The sequence below is a fragment of the Variovorax sp. GW821-FHT09B01 genome (assembly GCF_059418345.1).
Window position 1 is genome coordinate 214,961 of the sequence record NZ_JBWKPQ010000006.1, and the last position, 16,005, is coordinate 230,965.

The 16,005-nt window shown below is 70.7% G+C and carries 20 protein-coding genes; 9 read left to right on the top strand and 11 right to left on the bottom strand.

Going from position 1 to position 16,005, the window contains the following annotated elements; genetic code table 11:
* Positions 1–11 precede the first annotated feature (11 nt).
* Together AC07RV_RS20015 and AC07RV_RS20020 are read left to right on the top strand one after the other, a co-directional pair.
* Positions 12–983, top strand: coding sequence for an aldo/keto reductase (locus tag AC07RV_RS20015; RefSeq protein WP_296789073.1), 972 nt, complete (start codon positions 12–14; stop codon positions 981–983).
* A 10-nt stretch (positions 984–993) separates the two neighbouring features.
* Positions 994–1,470 (top strand): DUF3237 domain-containing protein, encoded by a 477-nt coding sequence (locus AC07RV_RS20020; RefSeq protein ID WP_296789071.1) that lies wholly within the window; start codon positions 994–996, stop codon positions 1,468–1,470.
* A gap of 3 nt (positions 1,471–1,473) precedes the next feature.
* Here the strand turns inward: AC07RV_RS20020 and AC07RV_RS20025 are convergent, their stop codons facing one another.
* The gene (locus tag AC07RV_RS20025) at positions 1,474–1,995 is read right to left on the bottom strand and encodes a GNAT family N-acetyltransferase (protein ID WP_093342586.1); all 522 of its coding nucleotides are present in this window, start codon (positions 1,993–1,995) and stop codon (positions 1,474–1,476) included.
* A gap of 55 nt (positions 1,996–2,050) precedes the next feature.
* Here AC07RV_RS20025 and AC07RV_RS20030 point away from each other — a divergent pair, with 55 nt between their 5' ends.
* Both AC07RV_RS20030 and AC07RV_RS20035 read left to right on the top strand, forming a co-directional pair.
* The gene (locus AC07RV_RS20030; protein ID WP_296789069.1) at positions 2,051–2,662 is read left to right on the top strand and encodes a helix-turn-helix domain-containing protein; all 612 of its coding nucleotides are present in this window, start codon (positions 2,051–2,053) and stop codon (positions 2,660–2,662) included.
* Between the two features lie 92 nt (positions 2,663–2,754).
* Complete coding sequence (locus AC07RV_RS20035; protein ID WP_057594737.1) at positions 2,755–2,928, top strand: hypothetical protein; 174 nt, start codon at positions 2,755–2,757, stop codon at positions 2,926–2,928.
* A gap of 16 nt (positions 2,929–2,944) precedes the next feature.
* On the opposite strand, the gene rlmB is transcribed toward AC07RV_RS20035, so the two are convergent.
* The 4 genes from rlmB to AC07RV_RS20055 are packed head-to-tail and all read right to left on the bottom strand — an operon-like array spanning position 2,945 to position 5,941.
* Positions 2,945–3,691, bottom strand: a complete 747-nt coding sequence (gene rlmB / locus AC07RV_RS20040) for a 23S rRNA (guanosine(2251)-2'-O)-methyltransferase RlmB (RefSeq protein ID WP_093342589.1) — start codon at positions 3,689–3,691, stop codon at positions 2,945–2,947.
* 36 nt (positions 3,692–3,727) lie between these two features.
* Complete coding sequence (locus AC07RV_RS20045) at positions 3,728–4,711, bottom strand: hypothetical protein (RefSeq protein WP_296789067.1); 984 nt, start codon at positions 4,709–4,711, stop codon at positions 3,728–3,730.
* Between the two features lie 5 nt (positions 4,712–4,716).
* On the bottom strand, positions 4,717–5,190 hold the full coding sequence (locus AC07RV_RS20050; protein ID WP_296789065.1) for a ribosomal protein L7/L12: 474 nt from the start codon (positions 5,188–5,190) through the stop codon (positions 4,717–4,719).
* A 40-nt stretch (positions 5,191–5,230) separates the two neighbouring features.
* On the bottom strand, positions 5,231–5,941 hold the full coding sequence (locus AC07RV_RS20055) for an ABC transporter ATP-binding protein (protein ID WP_093342593.1): 711 nt from the start codon (positions 5,939–5,941) through the stop codon (positions 5,231–5,233).
* A gap of 81 nt (positions 5,942–6,022) precedes the next feature.
* On the opposite strand from AC07RV_RS20055, the gene AC07RV_RS20060 reads away from it, so the two are divergent.
* Complete coding sequence (locus AC07RV_RS20060; protein ID WP_296789063.1) at positions 6,023–6,610, top strand: arylesterase; 588 nt, start codon at positions 6,023–6,025, stop codon at positions 6,608–6,610.
* A 114-nt stretch (positions 6,611–6,724) separates the two neighbouring features.
* Here the strand turns inward: AC07RV_RS20060 and AC07RV_RS20065 are convergent, their stop codons facing one another.
* Together AC07RV_RS20065 and AC07RV_RS20070 are read right to left on the bottom strand one after the other, a co-directional pair.
* A complete protein-coding gene (locus AC07RV_RS20065; protein WP_057594731.1) occupies positions 6,725–6,928 on the bottom strand; it encodes a hypothetical protein in 204 nt (67 codons plus the stop codon).
* 85 nt (positions 6,929–7,013) lie between these two features.
* Positions 7,014–8,210 carry a PLP-dependent transferase gene (locus AC07RV_RS20070; RefSeq protein ID WP_296789061.1) on the bottom strand — a complete coding sequence of 399 codons (1,197 nt, stop codon included), beginning with the start codon at positions 8,208–8,210 and terminating at the stop codon, positions 7,014–7,016.
* An 80-nt stretch (positions 8,211–8,290) separates the two neighbouring features.
* On the opposite strand from AC07RV_RS20070, the gene AC07RV_RS20075 reads away from it, so the two are divergent.
* From AC07RV_RS20075 to AC07RV_RS20090, 4 genes are all read left to right on the top strand, one after another.
* A complete protein-coding gene (locus AC07RV_RS20075; protein WP_296789059.1) occupies positions 8,291–8,752 on the top strand; it encodes a MerR family transcriptional regulator in 462 nt (153 codons plus the stop codon).
* A 46-nt stretch (positions 8,753–8,798) separates the two neighbouring features.
* Positions 8,799–11,096 carry a VIT domain-containing protein gene (locus tag AC07RV_RS20080; RefSeq protein WP_296789057.1) on the top strand — a complete coding sequence of 766 codons (2,298 nt, stop codon included), beginning with the start codon at positions 8,799–8,801 and terminating at the stop codon, positions 11,094–11,096.
* A 1-nt stretch (position 11,097) separates the two neighbouring features.
* Positions 11,098–11,985, top strand: a complete 888-nt coding sequence (locus tag AC07RV_RS20085; RefSeq protein WP_296789055.1) for a helix-turn-helix domain-containing protein — start codon at positions 11,098–11,100, stop codon at positions 11,983–11,985.
* A gap of 61 nt (positions 11,986–12,046) precedes the next feature.
* Entirely contained in the window at positions 12,047–12,505 is a 459-nt protein-coding gene (locus AC07RV_RS20090) for a VOC family protein (RefSeq protein ID WP_093342601.1), read from the top strand.
* Between the two features lie 67 nt (positions 12,506–12,572).
* Here the strand turns inward: AC07RV_RS20090 and AC07RV_RS20095 are convergent, their stop codons facing one another.
* From AC07RV_RS20095 to AC07RV_RS20110, 4 genes are all read right to left on the bottom strand, one after another.
* The gene (locus tag AC07RV_RS20095; protein ID WP_057594725.1) at positions 12,573–13,097 is read right to left on the bottom strand and encodes a phosphoribosyltransferase; all 525 of its coding nucleotides are present in this window, start codon (positions 13,095–13,097) and stop codon (positions 12,573–12,575) included.
* 90 nt (positions 13,098–13,187) lie between these two features.
* Entirely contained in the window at positions 13,188–14,519 is a 1,332-nt protein-coding gene (locus AC07RV_RS20100) for an adenylosuccinate synthase (RefSeq protein WP_093342602.1), read from the bottom strand.
* A gap of 21 nt (positions 14,520–14,540) precedes the next feature.
* Positions 14,541–15,701: an ATP phosphoribosyltransferase regulatory subunit gene (locus AC07RV_RS20105; protein WP_296789052.1), complete on the bottom strand. Its 1,161-nt coding sequence runs from the start codon at positions 15,699–15,701 to the stop codon at positions 14,541–14,543.
* A 109-nt stretch (positions 15,702–15,810) separates the two neighbouring features.
* Positions 15,811–15,999: a DUF2065 domain-containing protein gene (locus tag AC07RV_RS20110; RefSeq protein WP_093342605.1), complete on the bottom strand. Its 189-nt coding sequence runs from the start codon at positions 15,997–15,999 to the stop codon at positions 15,811–15,813.
* Positions 16,000–16,005: the final 6 nt, after the last annotated feature.

Sequence of the window (16,005 nt, forward strand, 5' to 3'; positions counted from 1 at the left end):
GGAGCTTTCCCATGTCGCAACTTCGCCCCCTCGGCCGCTCCGGCCTCCAGGTGTCCCCGCTCGCCTTCGGCGGCAACGTGTTCGGCTGGACCGTCGACGAGGCCGCCTCGTTCAAGCTGCTCGACGCCTGGCTCGACGCCGGCTTCAACTTCGTCGACACCGCCGACGTCTACTCGTACTGGGTGCCGGGCCACAGCGGCGGCGAGTCCGAGACCATCATCGGCAAGTGGCTCAAGCAGAGCGGCAAGCGCAGCCGCGTGGTGCTGGCCACCAAGCTCGGCAAGTCGATGGGCGAAGGCAAGGTCGGGCTCTCGCCGGCCTACATCCGCGAGGCGGTCGAGGCTTCGCTCAAGCGCCTGCAGACCGACTACATCGACCTCTACCAGTCGCACGACGACGACGCCAACACGCCGCTCGAGGACACGCTGGTCGCCTTCGACGACCTCGTGAAGGCCGGCAAGGTGCGAGCCATCGGCGCCTCGAACTTCACCGCGCCACGGCTGGCCGAGGCGCTCGACGTCTCCGAGCGCCTGGGCATCGCGCGCTACGAGAGCCTGCAGCCGCTGTACAACCTCTACGACCGCGCCGTGTTCGAGGACGACCTCGAGCCCCTGTGCCTGAAGCGCGAGGTCGGCGTGATCAACTTCTACGCGCTGGCCGCCGGCTTCCTCACCGGCAAGTACCGCACCGAGGCCGATGCGGCCAAGAGCGCGCGCGGCGCGAGCACCACCAAGAAGTACCTCAACCCGCGCGGGCTGCGCATCCTCGAGGCGCTCGACAAGGTGGCCCAGCAGTACAACGCGAAGCCGGGCCAGGTCGCGATCGCCTGGCAGATCGCTCGCCCCTCGGTGACCGCACCGATCGCGAGCGCGACCTCGATCGCCCAGCTCGACGAACTGGTGACCGCCACCCAGCTCAAGCTCGACGCGGGCACGATCGCGATGCTCGACCGCGCGAGCGAGGAAGAAGGCAAGGCGGCCTGAGGACCGGGTCGTGAGCGACTTCGACGACATCGCGGCGCCCTCGCTCGAGCACTTCGCCGACCTGCGCGTGGAGGTCGGCGAACCCCAGGTGCTGGGCCAGGGGCCGGGCGGCCTGCGCCGCGTGGTGCCGATCACCGGCGGCCAGGCGCAGGGCCATGGCTGGACCGCGCGCGTGCTGCCGGGCGGCAGCGACTTCCAGCTGATCGTGGGCGAGACCCTCTCGGTGCTCGATGCGCGCTATGGCCTCGAGACCGATGCGGGCGACCTCGTCTACGTGCAGAACCATGCGATCCGCAGCGCCTCGCGCGAGACCATGGCGCGGCTGCTGCGCGGCGAGCCGGTCGATCCGGCGCAGGTGTATTTCCGCTGCACGCCGCATTTCGAGACCGCCTCGCCCGCGCTGGCCTGGATCGCCGAACGGCTGTTCCTCGGCGCCGGCGTGCGCCGGCCGGCCCAGGTGGTGATGCGCTTCTGGGCCGTGAACTGACGATCAGCCGTCGACCGGCTCGGCGGGCGTGGCCAGGATGCGCTGGTAGAAGGCCACGTCGAGCCAGCGGCCGAACTTGAAGCCTGCCTGCCGCACCGTGCCCGCGTGCTCGAAGCCCAGGCGCTCGTGCAGCGCGATGCTGCCGGCGTTCTGGGCGTCGATGGCGCCGACCAGCACGTGCACCTCGCGCGCCTGCGCCTCGGCCACGATCGCCTCGAGCAGCGTGCGGCCCAGGCCCTTCCCGCGGTCGGCGGCATCGACGTACACCGAGTGCTCGACCGTGTACTTGTAGGCCGGGAAGGCGCGGAACGTGCCGTAGCTCGCGAAGCCCATGAGGCGGCCGTCATCGTCCACCGCGCCGATCACCGGGAAGCCGTTGGCGCGCTTGGTGGCGAACCAGCCGGCCATCTGCTCGGGCGTGCGCGGCTTGTAGTCGTAGAGCGCGGTCGAGGTGACGATGGCGTCGTTGAGGATCGCGAGGATGGTGCCGGCGTGGGCTTCCTCGGTGCAGGGGATCAGGCGCATGGGGCTCCTTTGCAGCATTGCGCGGTTGTTCACTATAGGAGAATAATAGTCTCTTATGAGAAACGAGGCATCCCCCCCGGCGCTGGAGACCGGCGAGCCCATCGACGCGCTGATCGCCAGGCGGCTCTCGGCGCTGCGGCAGGCGCAGGGCCTGAGCCTCGCGGAACTGGCCGAGCGCTCGGGCGTGAGCAAGGCCATGATCTCCAAGGTCGAGCGCGCGCAGAGCAGCCCCACGGCCGTGCTGCTGGGGCGGCTGGCCGCGGGGCTGGGCGTGCCGCTGGCGCAGTTGCTGACGCAGGACGACGAAGGCCGGGGCACGCAGCGCCTGCGCCCCCGCGCCGCGCAGGCGATGTGGCGCGATCCTGGCGCGGGTTACCTGCGGCGGCAGGTGCTCGAGCGCGGTACGGCTGGCGGCATCGAGCTGGTCGAGGTCGAACTGCCGCGCGCGGCGCAGGTCGCCTATCCGCGCTGGAGCGGCAGGCCGTACCGGCAATGCCTGTGGCTGCTCGAGGGCGAGTTGCAGGTTGACTATGGCGAGGAGCGCTTCCGGCTCGCGAGCGGCGACTGCCTGGATTTCGGGGTCGACCGGGCACTGGTGTTCCAGGCGCTGGGCGATGGCGGCTGCCGCTACCTGCTGGTGGCCGACCAGGACCTGCGTCCGCGGTAGGCCCGCTCCCACAGCCGCAGGCGGCACCGGCCGGTGCGGGCGACGAGCATGCTCCAGATACTGCGAGACATCACAGCTTCGGAGGAACACGCATGTCGTTCGCGCTCTACATGATCGGTTTTCTGATCTTCATGGCCGGCCTGATCTGGGGCGCCTCGGTGGCCGGCGTGCCCACGCTCTATATCGGCATCGGCTCGCTGATCCTGCTGGGCATCGGCATCTTCAGCGCCGTGGGCCGCACGCGCGGCAAGGATCCGTCGCAGTGAGGCCGCGGCGCGGCGCTCAGGCGCCGCGCTGGCGCATCGCCTCGTAGAGGCACACGCCGCTGGCGACCGAGACGTTGAGGCTCTCGACCGCGCCCGCCATCGGGATGCTGACCAGTTCGTCGCAGGTCTTGCGCGTGAGCTGGCGCATGCCCTCGCCTTCGGCACCGAGCACCAGCGCCAGCGGGCGCTTGAAGTCGCTCTGGTAGATGGTGCCGGGCGCGTCGTCGCTGGTGCCCACGCACCAGATGCTGCGCTCCTTGAGCTCGTTGAGCGTGCGCGCGAGGTTGGTCACCATGAAATAGGGCACCGTCTCGGCCGCGCCGCTGGCCACCTTGGCCACGGTGGCATTGATGCCGGCCGCATGGTCCTTGGGCGCGATCACCGCATGGGCACCGGCACCGTCGGCCACGCGCAGGCAGGCGCCGAGGTTGTGCGGATCGGTCACGCCGTCGAGCACCAGCAGCAGCGGCACGGTGCCGGCCTCCTCCAGGCCCTCGAGCAGTTCGTCGAGCGAATGGATCTGAGCGGCAGGCTCCACGCGCGCCACCACGCCCTGGTGGCCGTGGCTGCCGCTGAGCTTGGCGAGCCGCGCGCCGTCGGCCTCGACCAGCCGAACGCCGGCATCCTGGGCCCGCGCCATGAACTGTTTCATGCGCGCATCGCGCCGGCTGGCGTCGAACAGCACCTCGAGCACGGACTTGGGGGCGGTCTTGATGCGCACGCCCACGGCATGGAAGCCGAAGATCACTTTGGGAGAAGACATGCGGCGATTATCGAGGGAGGCCGCCCTCGCCCGGATTCAGGCCAGCGGCAGGCCGCCGCGCGCCTGCGCCAGTTCGTCGTGCAGCGTCTGCACCGCGAGCGCGCGCGGATGCACGCGCTGCGCGTCGCCCACGCTCTCGAGGTACTCGCAGGCCGCGAAGCGGTCGGCCATCTGCTCGTAGCGCGCCACCCAGGCCTCGCGCTGCGCGAGCCGCTCGGGCGCCACCGGCCAGACGCCAGGGCGCGGCCGCAGCGGATCGCCGATGCCGATGCGCCAGGGCTTGGCGCTGACGCGCGCGCGAAAGCAGTTCTGGTTGCGGCACATGCGCGCATAGACCTTGTCGGCGCCCAGCGCCTGGAACACGTCGGCGACCGCGGCATCGGAAGGCGCGAACACGTCGTGCATGGCGAGCGCGCGCAGGCCCGCGGGGGTGCGGTACAGCCGCAGGTGCCAGTCGGGGTGCTGGTGGATGAAGCGCTCGATGCGCGCGCGCACGGCCGCGAGCGGATCGCCCTGGGGTTCGGCCAGGCGCAGCCCCTCGGCGCGCACGCGCCAGAAGCCGAAGCCCGCCACCAGCACGGCAGCCACCACGGCCAGCGGCCACGACTTGGTGGCATAGCCCGCGACCAGCGCGCCGATAAGCGCCGCGCCGATGACGGTGAGCCCGCGCGCATTGCCGCGTTGCGCGTCCTCGAAGTCCACGTCGACGAACAGCACGTCGGGCGTGTTGAGGCAGCGCGCGCCATAGCCGTTGCGCGTGACGATGTCCTCGCCGTGGCGCTCGACGATCTCCTCGCGGATCGGCATGCCGTCGGCGCCGTTGTAGGCCACCTTGCGCTCGCGGCGCTCGAGCTTCTCGCCGCCGGCGATGCGCTCGAAGGCCTCGCGCGTGCGCTGGTCGGCATGGGCCTGCGCGGCCACCGGGCTGTCGTCGGACCAGCCGAAGCGGCGCACCGTGATCTGGCGGCCGTCGATGCGTTGCTGGAGGCGGCCTTCGGCCCAGAACTGCGGAACGATCATCGGGCTCAGGCGCTGACGAAGAAGAACACCGCGGCCGCCACGGCGACCACCAGCACGATCGCCAGCCACTTGACGCCGCCGCCCGAAGGCACGCGGCCGGGCTCGGCCATCGGATCAAAGGCGCCGTGCGGCGCGGACTGGCCGCGCTCGCCATGCATGTGCTCGTCGACCCGCTTCAGCGATTCGGCCAAGCCGAGGCCGGTGGCCTCGCGCACGATCTTCACCGCCTCGACCTTGCGGCCCTGCGCCAGCGCCGCGATCGCCTCGGCCGGCAGGCCCTGCGCGCCGCCGCTCAGCAGCCGGTTCCATTCGTCGGTCTGCGGCGCGGGTTCGCCCTCCACCGCATTGGCATGCCGCTCGACCAGTTCCTTGGACTCCTTGAGACCCAGGCCGGTGCGGTCGCGCACGATCTTGATGGCCTCGATCAGGTTGCCGCGCTGCAGCGCGAGTCGGGCATCGGGGGGTAGCTCGTCCTGCATCTTGAATCTCCTCCTGCAGGCCCGGTTGTACCCGAAGCCTTCAGGCTGGCGCGTCGGCGTTCTTCTCGTTGAGGATCACGCGGCCGGCCTCGATCATGATGCGGCGCTCGCACTGGGCCGCGATGCCGCGGTCGTGGGTCACCAGCACGAGCGTGGTGCCGAGCTCGCGGTTGAGGTCGAACATCAGCCGCATCACCTGCTCGCCGGTGGCGAAGTCGAGGCTGCCCGTGGGTTCGTCGGCCAGCAGCAAGGCGGGCTGCACCACGAAGGCCCGCGCCAGCGCCACGCGCTGCTGCTCGCCGCCCGACAGCACCTTGGGATAGTGGTTGAGCCGCTGGCCCAGGCCGACGCGGCCCAGCATTTCGGTCGCGGCCTTGCGGGCATCCTTGCGGTTGGCCAGTTCCAGCGGCAGCATCACGTTCTCGAGGGCGCTGAGGTTGCCCAGCAGCTGGAAGCTCTGGAACACGAAGCCCACGCGCTGCGCGCGCAAGGCGGCCCGGTCGTCCTCGTCGATGGCGAAGATGTCGTCGCCGGCCAGCTTCACCGTGCCGCGCGTGGGCGTGTCGAGCCCGGCGACGATCGACAGCAAGGTGCTCTTGCCCGACCCCGAGGCACCCACGATGGCCGCGGTTTCCCGTGCCCCGAGGGTGAAATCGATGTCCTGCAGAATGTCCAGGGTACCGGTCGAGTCGGTGACGGACTTGAACACATGCTCGACGGTGACAATCGCTGGGGACGGGGGTTGGGACATGGAAAGGCTTTGGTTTTGAATCGACGTGACTTTATCTTGACCACTGCCGCGCTCGGCAGTTCCGGGGCATGGCGTGGGGCGATGGCGCAGAACGCCGCCGCGCGCAAGCCGGTGATCCTGGTGCTCGGCGATTCGCTGAGCGCCGAGTACGGCCTCAAGCGCGGCGAAGGCTGGGTGCCGCTGCTCGAGAAGCGCCTCGCGCAGCAGAAGGTCGACGCCACCGTGGTCAACGCCAGCATCAGCGGCGACACCAGCTCGGGCGGACGCGCGCGCTTCGCAGCACTGCTGGCGCAGCACAAGCCCAGCCACGTGGTGCTCGAGCTCGGCGCCAACGACGCGCTGCGCGGCCTGCCGCTCACGGACACCGAGGCCAACCTGCTGCAGATCACGCAGTCCGCGCAGGCCGCGGGCGCCAAGGTGCTGATCGTGGGCATCCAGGTGCCGCCCAATTACGGCGGCGACTACACGCGGCGCTTCGAGGCGGTGTTCGCCAAGGTGGCGTCCACCACCAGGTCCGCGCTGGTGCCCTTCCTGCTCAAGGGCGTGGCCGACGCGCCGAATGCGATGTCGCTGTTCCAGGCCGACCGCATCCATCCGACCGCGGCGGCGCAGCCGCAACTGCTCGACAACGTCTGGCCCGAACTGCGCAAGCTGCTCGCCGCCAAATAGGGCCGAAGGGCCGGGCCCTTCACCGATCGCGCGCCAACAAAAAGCCGCTGCGGGACCGACAGGCCCCCAGCGGCTTCGTCATTCAGAACGGAAAGAATCCGGACGGTGCAGCGTTCAACCGTTCTTGGTCGGCAGTTCGGGAACGGTCGGCGGATCGCGTTCGAGCGAGGCCACGTCGTCTTCCGGATCGCCCGGCGCGAGGCCGTCGCTGCTCGGGGAAAGCTTGCGGTTCGCCTTTTCGCGGAGCTTTTCTTCCTTCTTCTTCTTGCGAGCCAGCTCTTTCTGCCGCTTCTCGTAACCGTAATTCGGTGTTGCCACTGATCTCTCCTTCAGGCGAAGCAGTCGAACGACTGCGCGTCGGGGTACTGTAAGCGATAACCGGAGCGCCTCCTGCGAAGGCCGGTCAGGCCATGCGCGCGAGTGCCTGCTGCAGGTCCGCGCGCAGGTCGTCCACGTCCTCCAGGCCGATCGAGAAGCGCACCAGCGTGCCCTTGTAGGGCCAGGGCGCCACACTGGCGTCGCGCATCAGGCCGATGTCGTAGGGCACCACCAGGCTGATCGGCCCGCCCCACGAGTAGCCGAGGCGGAACAGCTGCAGGCTGTCGCAGAAGCGGTCGACCTGCTCGGTACCGTAGCGCTCGTCGAAGACGATCGAGAACAGGCCTGCCGCGAGGTCGGCCTCGCCGCACAGCGCGCGCCAGTGGCGGTGGCCGGGCGAGCTCTCGATCGCCGGATGCAGCACCTGCGCGACCTCGTCGCGGTCGGTGAGCCAGCGCGCGAGCTCGCGCGCCGCGCGGTCGTGCGCCGCATAGCGCAGCCCGATGCTCGGCAGCGAGCGCAGCAGCGTCTCGACGTCGCCCACGCCGACGCCGAAGCCGATGCGCATGTGGGTGAGCTTGAGCGCGCGATGCAGCCGCTCGTCGCGCGTGACCACGCTGCCCATGAGCACGTCGCCGCCGCCGCTCGGGTACTTGGTGAGCGCATGCACCGAGATGTCGACGCCCTGCCCGCTGCCGTTGAAGTCGAAGGGCGCGAAGGCCAGGCCCGCGCCCCAGGTGTTGTCGAGCGCGCTGAGCACGCCGCGCGCGCGGCAGGCGGCCGCGAGCGCGGGCAGGTCCGGGAACTCCATCGTCACCGAGCCCGCGGCCTCGAGCCACACCAGCTTCGTGCGCGGCGAGATCTTCGCCGCGAGGTCCTCGGGGTTCATGGCGTCGTACAGGCGGTACGCGATGCCGAAGTTCGCGAGCTCGCCGGTGGCCAGCGCCTTGTTGGGGCCGTAGGCGTTGTCGGGGATCAGCACCTCGTCGCCGGTCTTGAGGAAGGCGAAGGCCACGAGCGAGATCGCCGCCAGGCCGCTGGGCACCAGCAGGCATTCGGTGCCGCCCTCGAGGGTGGCCAGGCGCTCCTCGAGCGTGAAGGTGGTGGGCGTGCCATGCAGGCCATAGGTGTAGCCGGCCTTGGTCTTCCAGTCGCGCGCGCGCATCGCGGCCACGTCGGCGAAGAACACCGTCGAGGCCTTGTAGACGCCGGGCTGGGGCGCGTCGAAGGTGGCGGGCGGCACGTAGGGGTGATGGATCAGTGTCGTGGAAGGCTTGCTCATGCGCTGGATGCTAGCGCGCCCTCGCGGGCCGGGTTTTTGTGCGCTTTTATAAAAACAGTTCTCGTGTTTAAATCAAGTGTATGAAATCGAACCCACCCTCCCCGGCGGCCTCCTATGCGCTCGCGGACCTGTGCGTGCTGGCCGACCTGCCGCCGCGCACGGTGCGCTACTACGTGCAGATCGGCATCGTCGACCGGCCCGAGGGCGAGACCCGCGCGGCGCGCTACGGCGCGCGCCACCTCGAGCAGCTGCTGCTGATCAAGAAGTGGACGGCGGCCGGCGTCTCGCTCGAGCGCATCCGCGAGCTGCTGCAGGGCCAGGAGGCGCCGGTGCCGGCGCGCCCGCGGATGGCCGGCTCGGTGGAGGTGCGCAGCCACCTGACGGTGGCCGACGGCGTCGAGGTGGTGATCGAACCCGGCCGGGCCGGGCTGTCGCCGGAGCAGGTGCGCGGTTTCATCCAGGGCGTGATGGCGGCCTTCGCCGCGGCTTGCGCCCCCTCCCCCGTCGACGGCCCCGCCGCCGACGTTCCGAAGAAGAACTGACGACACAGGAAAGGGCAATCCCATGAGCTATCAGGAACACGCACGCATGACGACCGCGAACGGCGACAGCATGCTGCTCGAAGGCGTGAAGGCCAGCGGCGACCTGCGCGGCGTGCTGCTCGATATGACGGTCGAGCAGCGCTTCCGCAATCCGGGCGCCTCCAACGTCGAGGTGGTCTACGGCTTTCCGCTGCCGTGGGGCGCGGTGCTGCTGGGCGTCGACGTGAAGCTCGGCGAGCGGCGTCTGTGCGGCACGGTGGTCGAGAAGGCCGAGGCCGAGGCGGCCTACGAAGGCGCGCTGGCCGAGGGCCACGCGGCCATCATGCTGGAGAAGAACCACGACCGCAGCTACACGCTGAACCTCGGCAACCTCGCAGCGCAGGAGGCCTGCATCGTCACCCTGCGCTACGCGCAGACGCTGGCCTTCGAGCAGCAGGGCCTGCGCCTGCTGATCCCGACGGTGATCGCGCCGCGCTACGGCGACCCGGTCGCCGACGGCGGGCTGCAGCCGCACCAGGCGCCCGTGCACAGCCCGGTGGCGGCCTACCCCTTCGACATCGAACTGCGCCTGCATGGCGAACTGGCACGAGCACGCGTGGCCTCGCCCAGCCATCCGGTGGGCGTGGCGATGCGGCCCGCGAGCGGGCTGCTGCAGGTGTCGCTGGCGCGCCGCGGCGCGCTCGACCGCGACTTCGTGCTGGTGGTCGACCAATTGGCGCAGGCCTCGATGGCCGTGGCGGCGCCCGATGGCGTCGCGTCCGGTGGCATGGTCGCGCTCGCGAGCTTCTGCCCGCGCGTTCCGGCGCGCGGCCCGGCCACCACCGACGTGCAGCTGCTCGTCGACTGCTCGGGCTCGATGGCCGGCGACAGCATCGATGCCGCCCGGCGCGCGCTGCAATCGATCGTTTCGCAGATGGGCGCGGGCGACCGCTTCTCGCTCTCGCGCTTCGGCACCACGGTCGAGCACCGTTCGCGTGGCCTGTGGCAGCTCACCGAGGTCACGCGCCTGGCCGCGCAGCGCTGGATCGGTGCGCTGCAGGCCGACCTGGGCGGCACCGAGATGGAAAGCGCGCTGGCCTCCACCTTCGCGCTGGGCACCGGCGCGTCGAGCGACGTGCTGGTGGTCACCGACGGCGAGATCAGCGCCATCGACGCGACCGTCGAATCGGCCCGCGCCTCGGGACATCGCGTGTTCGTGGTCGGTATCGGCAGCAGCCCGGCCGAGAGCCACCTGCGGCGCCTGGCCGAGGCCACGGGCGGGGCCTGCGACTTCGTCGCGCCCGGCGAGGCGGTCGAGCCGGCCGTGTTGCGCATGTTCGCGCGGCTGCGTTCGCCGCGGCTCGATGCACTGCGCGTCGAATGGCCGGGCGACGCGCAGCCGCGGTGGACGTCCGCCCTGCCGCTCTCGGTGTTCGGCGCCGACACGGTGAACGTGTTCGCGCTGTTCGACGCGGTGCCCGTGGGCCAAGTGCGGCTGCTCGGCGTGCGCGCGGAGGGCGACGCGGCCGAGGAAGCGATCGGCAGCGCGCGCGTGAATGCCGTGGCCGAACCGATCGACGCGCTCGGCCGGATCGCCGCGCACGCGCGGGTGGCCGGACTCGGCACGGAGGACGTGGCGGAAGCCCGCCGCATCGCCGTGGCCTACCAGCTCGTGACCGACCTCACCAACTACCTGCTCGTGGTCGAACGCGCCGAGGGCGAGCGCGCGACCGACATGCCCGAGCTGCGCAAGGTGGCGCAGATGTTGCCGGCCGGCTGGGGCGGCGCCGGCTCCGTGCAGTTCGACGCCATGCTCGCCGCACCGGCGTCGGCGCCGATGCTGATGCGCACGCGCGGCCTGCCGGTGGCGGCGGCCGCCGGCGGCGCGCCCCGGCACCTCATGAAGATGCAGGCGAACTCGGCGGCCGAGGCCGCGGCGATGGCCCCGGCGGGCACGCCGCGCGCGCTCGGCGCCTGGCTGCGCAAGGCACCGGCCAGCGCCTGGCCGACCACCTATGCCGCGCTGGCGGCCCAAGGCATTCCGCAGGAAGTGGTCGACTGGCTCGAGCTGGTGATGGCGGCGCTGGACGGCACGCAGCGCACGGAGGCGACCGTGGTGGCCTCGTTCCTCCACCTGCTGGCCAACGTGCTGGTCTTCGAGCAGTCCGGCCAGCCCGAGGGCGTGCTGCGCGGCACCGCCAATGCCGTGCGCCGGCTGCGCGAGGCCTTCGGCCGCGGGCCGGCCAGCATGGCCCCCGATGTCGACATGCGCTTCGTCGAGCAGTTGGCGGCGCAGCTGGCCGGCATGGCGCCCGAGCGCTGGCCCGACCCGGTCTACGCGCTGCACGCGGATGCCCAGGCCTGAGATGCGGCAACTGACGCGCGAGCCCGTGCCGCACCTGCGGCCCTTCGTGCGGCAGGTCTGGGCCTGGGCGCCCGGCGCCGAGGGCGCCGGGGCCGAACGCCCCGGCGCGCGCGAACACGTGCTGCCCACGGGCGGCATGCACCTGGTGTTCCGGCTCTCGGGGCCGCCGCTCAAGCTGTTCGGCCACGCGGCCGACACCGAGGGCCGGACCTACGGCCATGCCATCGTCGGCGGCGCGCGCAGCAGCTTCTACCTGCGCGACGTCTCGGTGGCCACGCGCTCGGTCGGCGCCCAGCTTCAGCCCGGCGCCGCGCGCGCGCTGCTGGGCGCGCCCGAGGACGCGTTGTCGGGCCAGCACACGCCGCTCGACGCGCTCTGGGGCGCGCGCGAGGCGGCGGATGCGCTCGAGCGGCTGCATGCCGAGGCCGACCTGGCGCGGCAGCTCGCCTTGTTCGAAGCGATGCTGTCGGCGCGGCTGGCGCTCGCGCTGCGCGCCGGCCTGCGCGGGCTGCATCCGGCGATCGCGGCGGCGCTCGGGCCGCTCGCGGGCGAGAACCTGGCCATCGGCGCGCTGGTGGCCGACAGCGGCTACAGCCACCGGCGCTTCATCGCGCTGTTCCGCGGCGCCATCGGGCTCACGCCGAAGGAGTACGCGCGCGTGATGCGCTTCGACCGCGCGCTGGCGCTGGCGGCCGATCCGGCGCGGCCCTGGGCCGAGATCGCCTTCGAGGCCGGCTACGCCGACCAGGCGCACCTGAGCCGCGAGTTCTCGGCGCTCGCGGGCATGGCGCCGCAGGCCTGGCGACGCACGGGCGCCACGTCGCCGCGCCACGTGGCGGCGCCCGCGAACGCCGCCCCCGGTCAAATTCGTTCAAGACGGCCGCGCTGAAGCCTTCCAGAATCGGCGCCGACACGCGATTTCTTCCACGAACCACGACGAGAGGCACTCCATGGCGATCCACGAGCTCTTCCCCTACATCTGCGTCCACGATGCCAAGGCCGCGGTCGACTTCTACTGCGAGGTGTTCCAGGTCAAGGAGATCTTCCGGCTGGTCGAGCCCAGCGGCCGCATCGGCCACGTCGAGCTCGACTTCCACAACGGCGCGATCCTGATGATCTCGGACGAGTACCCCGAGTACGGCATCCCGAGCGCGAAGACGCTGGGCGGCAGCGCGGTCACCCTGCACCTGCACGTGGACGATGCCGACGCGGTGGTCGCGCGCGCGGTGGCGGCCGGCGCCACGCTCGAGATGCCGACCGAGGACCGCTTCTACGGCGAGCGCTCGGGCGTGTTCCGCGATCCCTTCGGCCACCGCTGGAACGTGGGCCACAGCATCGAGAAGCTGTCGCCCGAGGAGATGCAGCGGCGCTACACGGCGATGTTCGAGAACGGCAGCGGCGCCTGCTGAGGCCGCGCCATGAAAAACGCCCCGGCAAGCCGGGGCGTCAAACTCTGGTCGAGATCAGAGGCAGGCCTCAGACCGACCACTTCTCGATCAGCTTCTCGGGCCGCAACGAGTCGTAGCCCTCGAAGGGCTGGTGGATCCACGGATTGGTCTGCAGGAACTCCACCGAGTAGTCGGGCGTGAAGGTCGAGAGCGCCTTGGTCCACAGCACCGCGCTGCGCAGCTCGGTGATCGGCGCGTAGTTGTTGCGCAGCATGTTGATCACCGCATGCAGCGTGTGGCCCGAGTCGGCCAGGTCGTCGACCAGCAGCACCTTGCCGGCGATCTCGCCCTTGGGCGTGGTGATGTAGCGCGCGATGTCGAGGTGGCCCTGGATGGTGCCGGCATCGGCCCGGTAGGAGCTGGTCGACATGATCGCCAGCGGCTTGTCGAAGATGCGCGACAGCACGTCGCCCGGGCGCATGCCGCCACGGGCCAGGCACAGGATGGTGTCGAACTCCCAACCCGACTGGTGCACCTTGATCGCGAGCTTCTCGATCAGGTTGTGGTACTCGTCGTAGCTCACGTAGAGGTGCTTGCCGTCTTCGGTCAACATGGGGGATGGGCTCCTGGATGAATAGCGGATGTCGCCCGGGTCAGCGGGCGCAGGGGGCTTCTTTTTTGGGGTTGTCGTCGAGCCGGGAAATCAGTCGGCCAGATAGGGGTGGCGCATCATGATCGTGTGATCGCGGTCGGGGCTGGTCGACACCATGTGGATCGGCACGCCGGTGACCTGCTCGATGCGCTGCAGGTACAGGCGCGCGTTGACCGGCAGCTTGTCGTACTGCGTCACGCCGACCGTGCTTTCGCTCCAGCCTTCGAGGGTTTCGTAGATCGGGGTGCAGCGCTCGATCTCGTCGGCGCCCATCGGCAGGATGTCGGTGGTCTCGCCATCGAGCTCGTAGCCGGTGCACAGCTCGAGCTTCTCGAGGCCGTCGAGCACGTCGAGCTTGGTGATGCACAGGCCCGACAGGCCGTTGACCTGCGCCGAGCGCTTGAGCAGCGCGGCATCGAACCAGCCGCAACGGCGGCTGCGCCCCGTGGTCACGCCCTTCTCGGCGCCCACGGTGCTCATGTGATAGCCGGGGGTGCCCGGCGTGGCCCAGTCGAGTTCGGTCGGGAACGGACCGCCGCCCACGCGCGTGCAGTAGGCCTTGGTGATGCCGAGGATGTAGTGCAGCATGCCCGGGCCCACGCCCGAACCGGCGGCGGCGTTGCCGGCCACGCAGTTGCTCGAGGTGACGTAGGGGTAGGTGCCGTGGTCGACGTCGAGCAGCGTGCCCTGCGCGCCTTCGAACAGCAGGTTGGCGCCGTCGCGGTGGGCGTCGTTCAGTTCGCGCGAGACGTCGGCCATCATCGGCTTGAGCAGCGCGGCGTGGCGCATGGCTTCGTCGAACACGGTGTCGAAGTCGATCGCGGTCGAGCCCAGCACCTCGGTCAGCACGTGGTTGTGCAGGTCGAGCAGCACGCGCAGCTTGGCCGCGAAGCGCTCGGGGTGCTTGAGGTCCTGCACGCGCAGCGCACGGCGCGCGATCTTGTCTTCATAGGCCGGGCCGATGCCGCGGCCGGTGGTGCCGATCTTCTCGACGCCGCCCTTTTCGCGGTAGGCCTCGCGCGCGATGTCCAGCGCCGAGTGGAACGGCAGGATCAGCGGGCAGGCCTCGCTGATGCGCAGGCGCGAACGCACTTCCACGCCGGCCTTCTCGAGCCCTTCGATCTCCTCGAACAGCTTGGCCGCCGACAGCACCACGCCGTTGCCGATGTAGCACTTCACGCCGGGACGCATGATGCCGCTGGGGATCAGGTGCAGCGCGGTCTTCACGCCGTTGATCACGAGCGTGTGGCCCGCGTTGTGGCCGCCCTGGAAGCGGACCACGCCCTGGGCGCTCTCGGTCAGCCAGTCGACCAGCTTGCCTTTGCCCTCGTCGCCCCATTGGGTACCGACGACGACCACGTTTCTTCCGGTGGTTACGCTCATGCTCGTTCCATTGCTAAAAATTCAGATCGTTCGGACTTGCCACTGGCCGGCCTGCTCGACGAGCTCGCGGTCGCAGTGGAACTCATCGATTTCGCTGCCATGGCCCGGCAGCACGCACACCACGGTTTCGCCGGCCTTGCGCAGCCCGGCGATGGCCTGACGCAGGCCGGCCTCGTCGCTCCACGGCGCGCGGATCGCCGCGCGCAGAGGACGCGCCGGCAGCACGCCGACCAGTTCGCGCACGTCGAGGCTGAAGCCGACCGCCGGACGGTTGCGGCCGAACACGGCCCCCACCTCGTCGTAGCGGCCGCCGCGCACCAGCGAATCGGCCGCGCCCGGCACGTAGATGCCGAAGCGCATGCCGCTGTAGTAGGCATAGCCGCGCAGGTCGGCCAGGTCGAAGCTGATCTTGCGCCCCGCCACGCCGTCGAGGCCGGCGGCCAGCAGCTTCAGGTCGGACAGCGCCGCGCGCACCGCGGGCGTGCTCTGCAGCGCCTGGGCGGCCTCGTCGAGCACGGCGGCGTCGCCGTAGAGCTGGATCAGGGCCAGCAGGCCTTCGCGCGAAGCCGCGGGGAAATCGCGCGTCAGCGCGCGCAGCTCGCTCGCATCCTTGGCGGCCAGCGCCGCATGCACGCGCGCCAGCACGGCCGCGTCGACCGGCACGCCGGCGAACAGCGCGCGCACGATGCGGGCATCGGCGAGGTCGACGATCACGCCCTCGCGCAGGCCGGCCGCATCGAGGCAGTCGAGCGCGAGCAACAGGACTTCGGTGTCGGCCTCGAGGCCGGCGTGGCCATAGATCTCGGCCCCGAACTGCAGCGGCTCGCGCGTGGCGTGCGGGCGATCGGGACGGGTGTGGAGCACCGGGCCGCAGTAGCACAGCCGTGCCACGCCATCGCGGTTGAGCAGGTGGGCATCGATGCGCGCGACCTGCGGCGTGGTGTCTGCCCGCAGGCCCATCGAGCGGCCCGAGAGCTGGTCGACCAGCTTGAAGGTCTGCAGGTCGAGCGCCTCGCCGGTGCCCGAGAGCAGCGACTCCAGATGCTCGAGCAGCGGCGGCATCACCAGCTCGTAGCCGTAGCTGCGGGCGGTGTCGAGCAACTGGCGGCGAAGTTCTTCGATGTGGCGCGCCTCGGAGGGCAGCACATCGGCAATGTGATCCGGGAGGACCCAGGCGGACATGGGGATCGGGGGCGTGGTTAAACCGGAATTCTACCGGCAGCCGAAAAGCGCCCCGGCGGTGCCCGCTCGAAGCGGGCGGCGAGGCGGTCGAAAAGCGGCGCTGCCGGCCTCAGGCCAGCAGCCAGAGCAGGCACAGCCCGAGCACGATGCAGCACAGGCCGAAGAAGCGCAGCTGCCCGTCACGCAGCTGCATCAGCTGGCCGAAGCCGCGGCGCCAGCCGCCGGGCGACACGAAGGGCAGGATGCCCTCGATCACCAGCACCAGCGCCAGCGCGCTCCAGAAGGTGTCGGAACTCACGTTCCC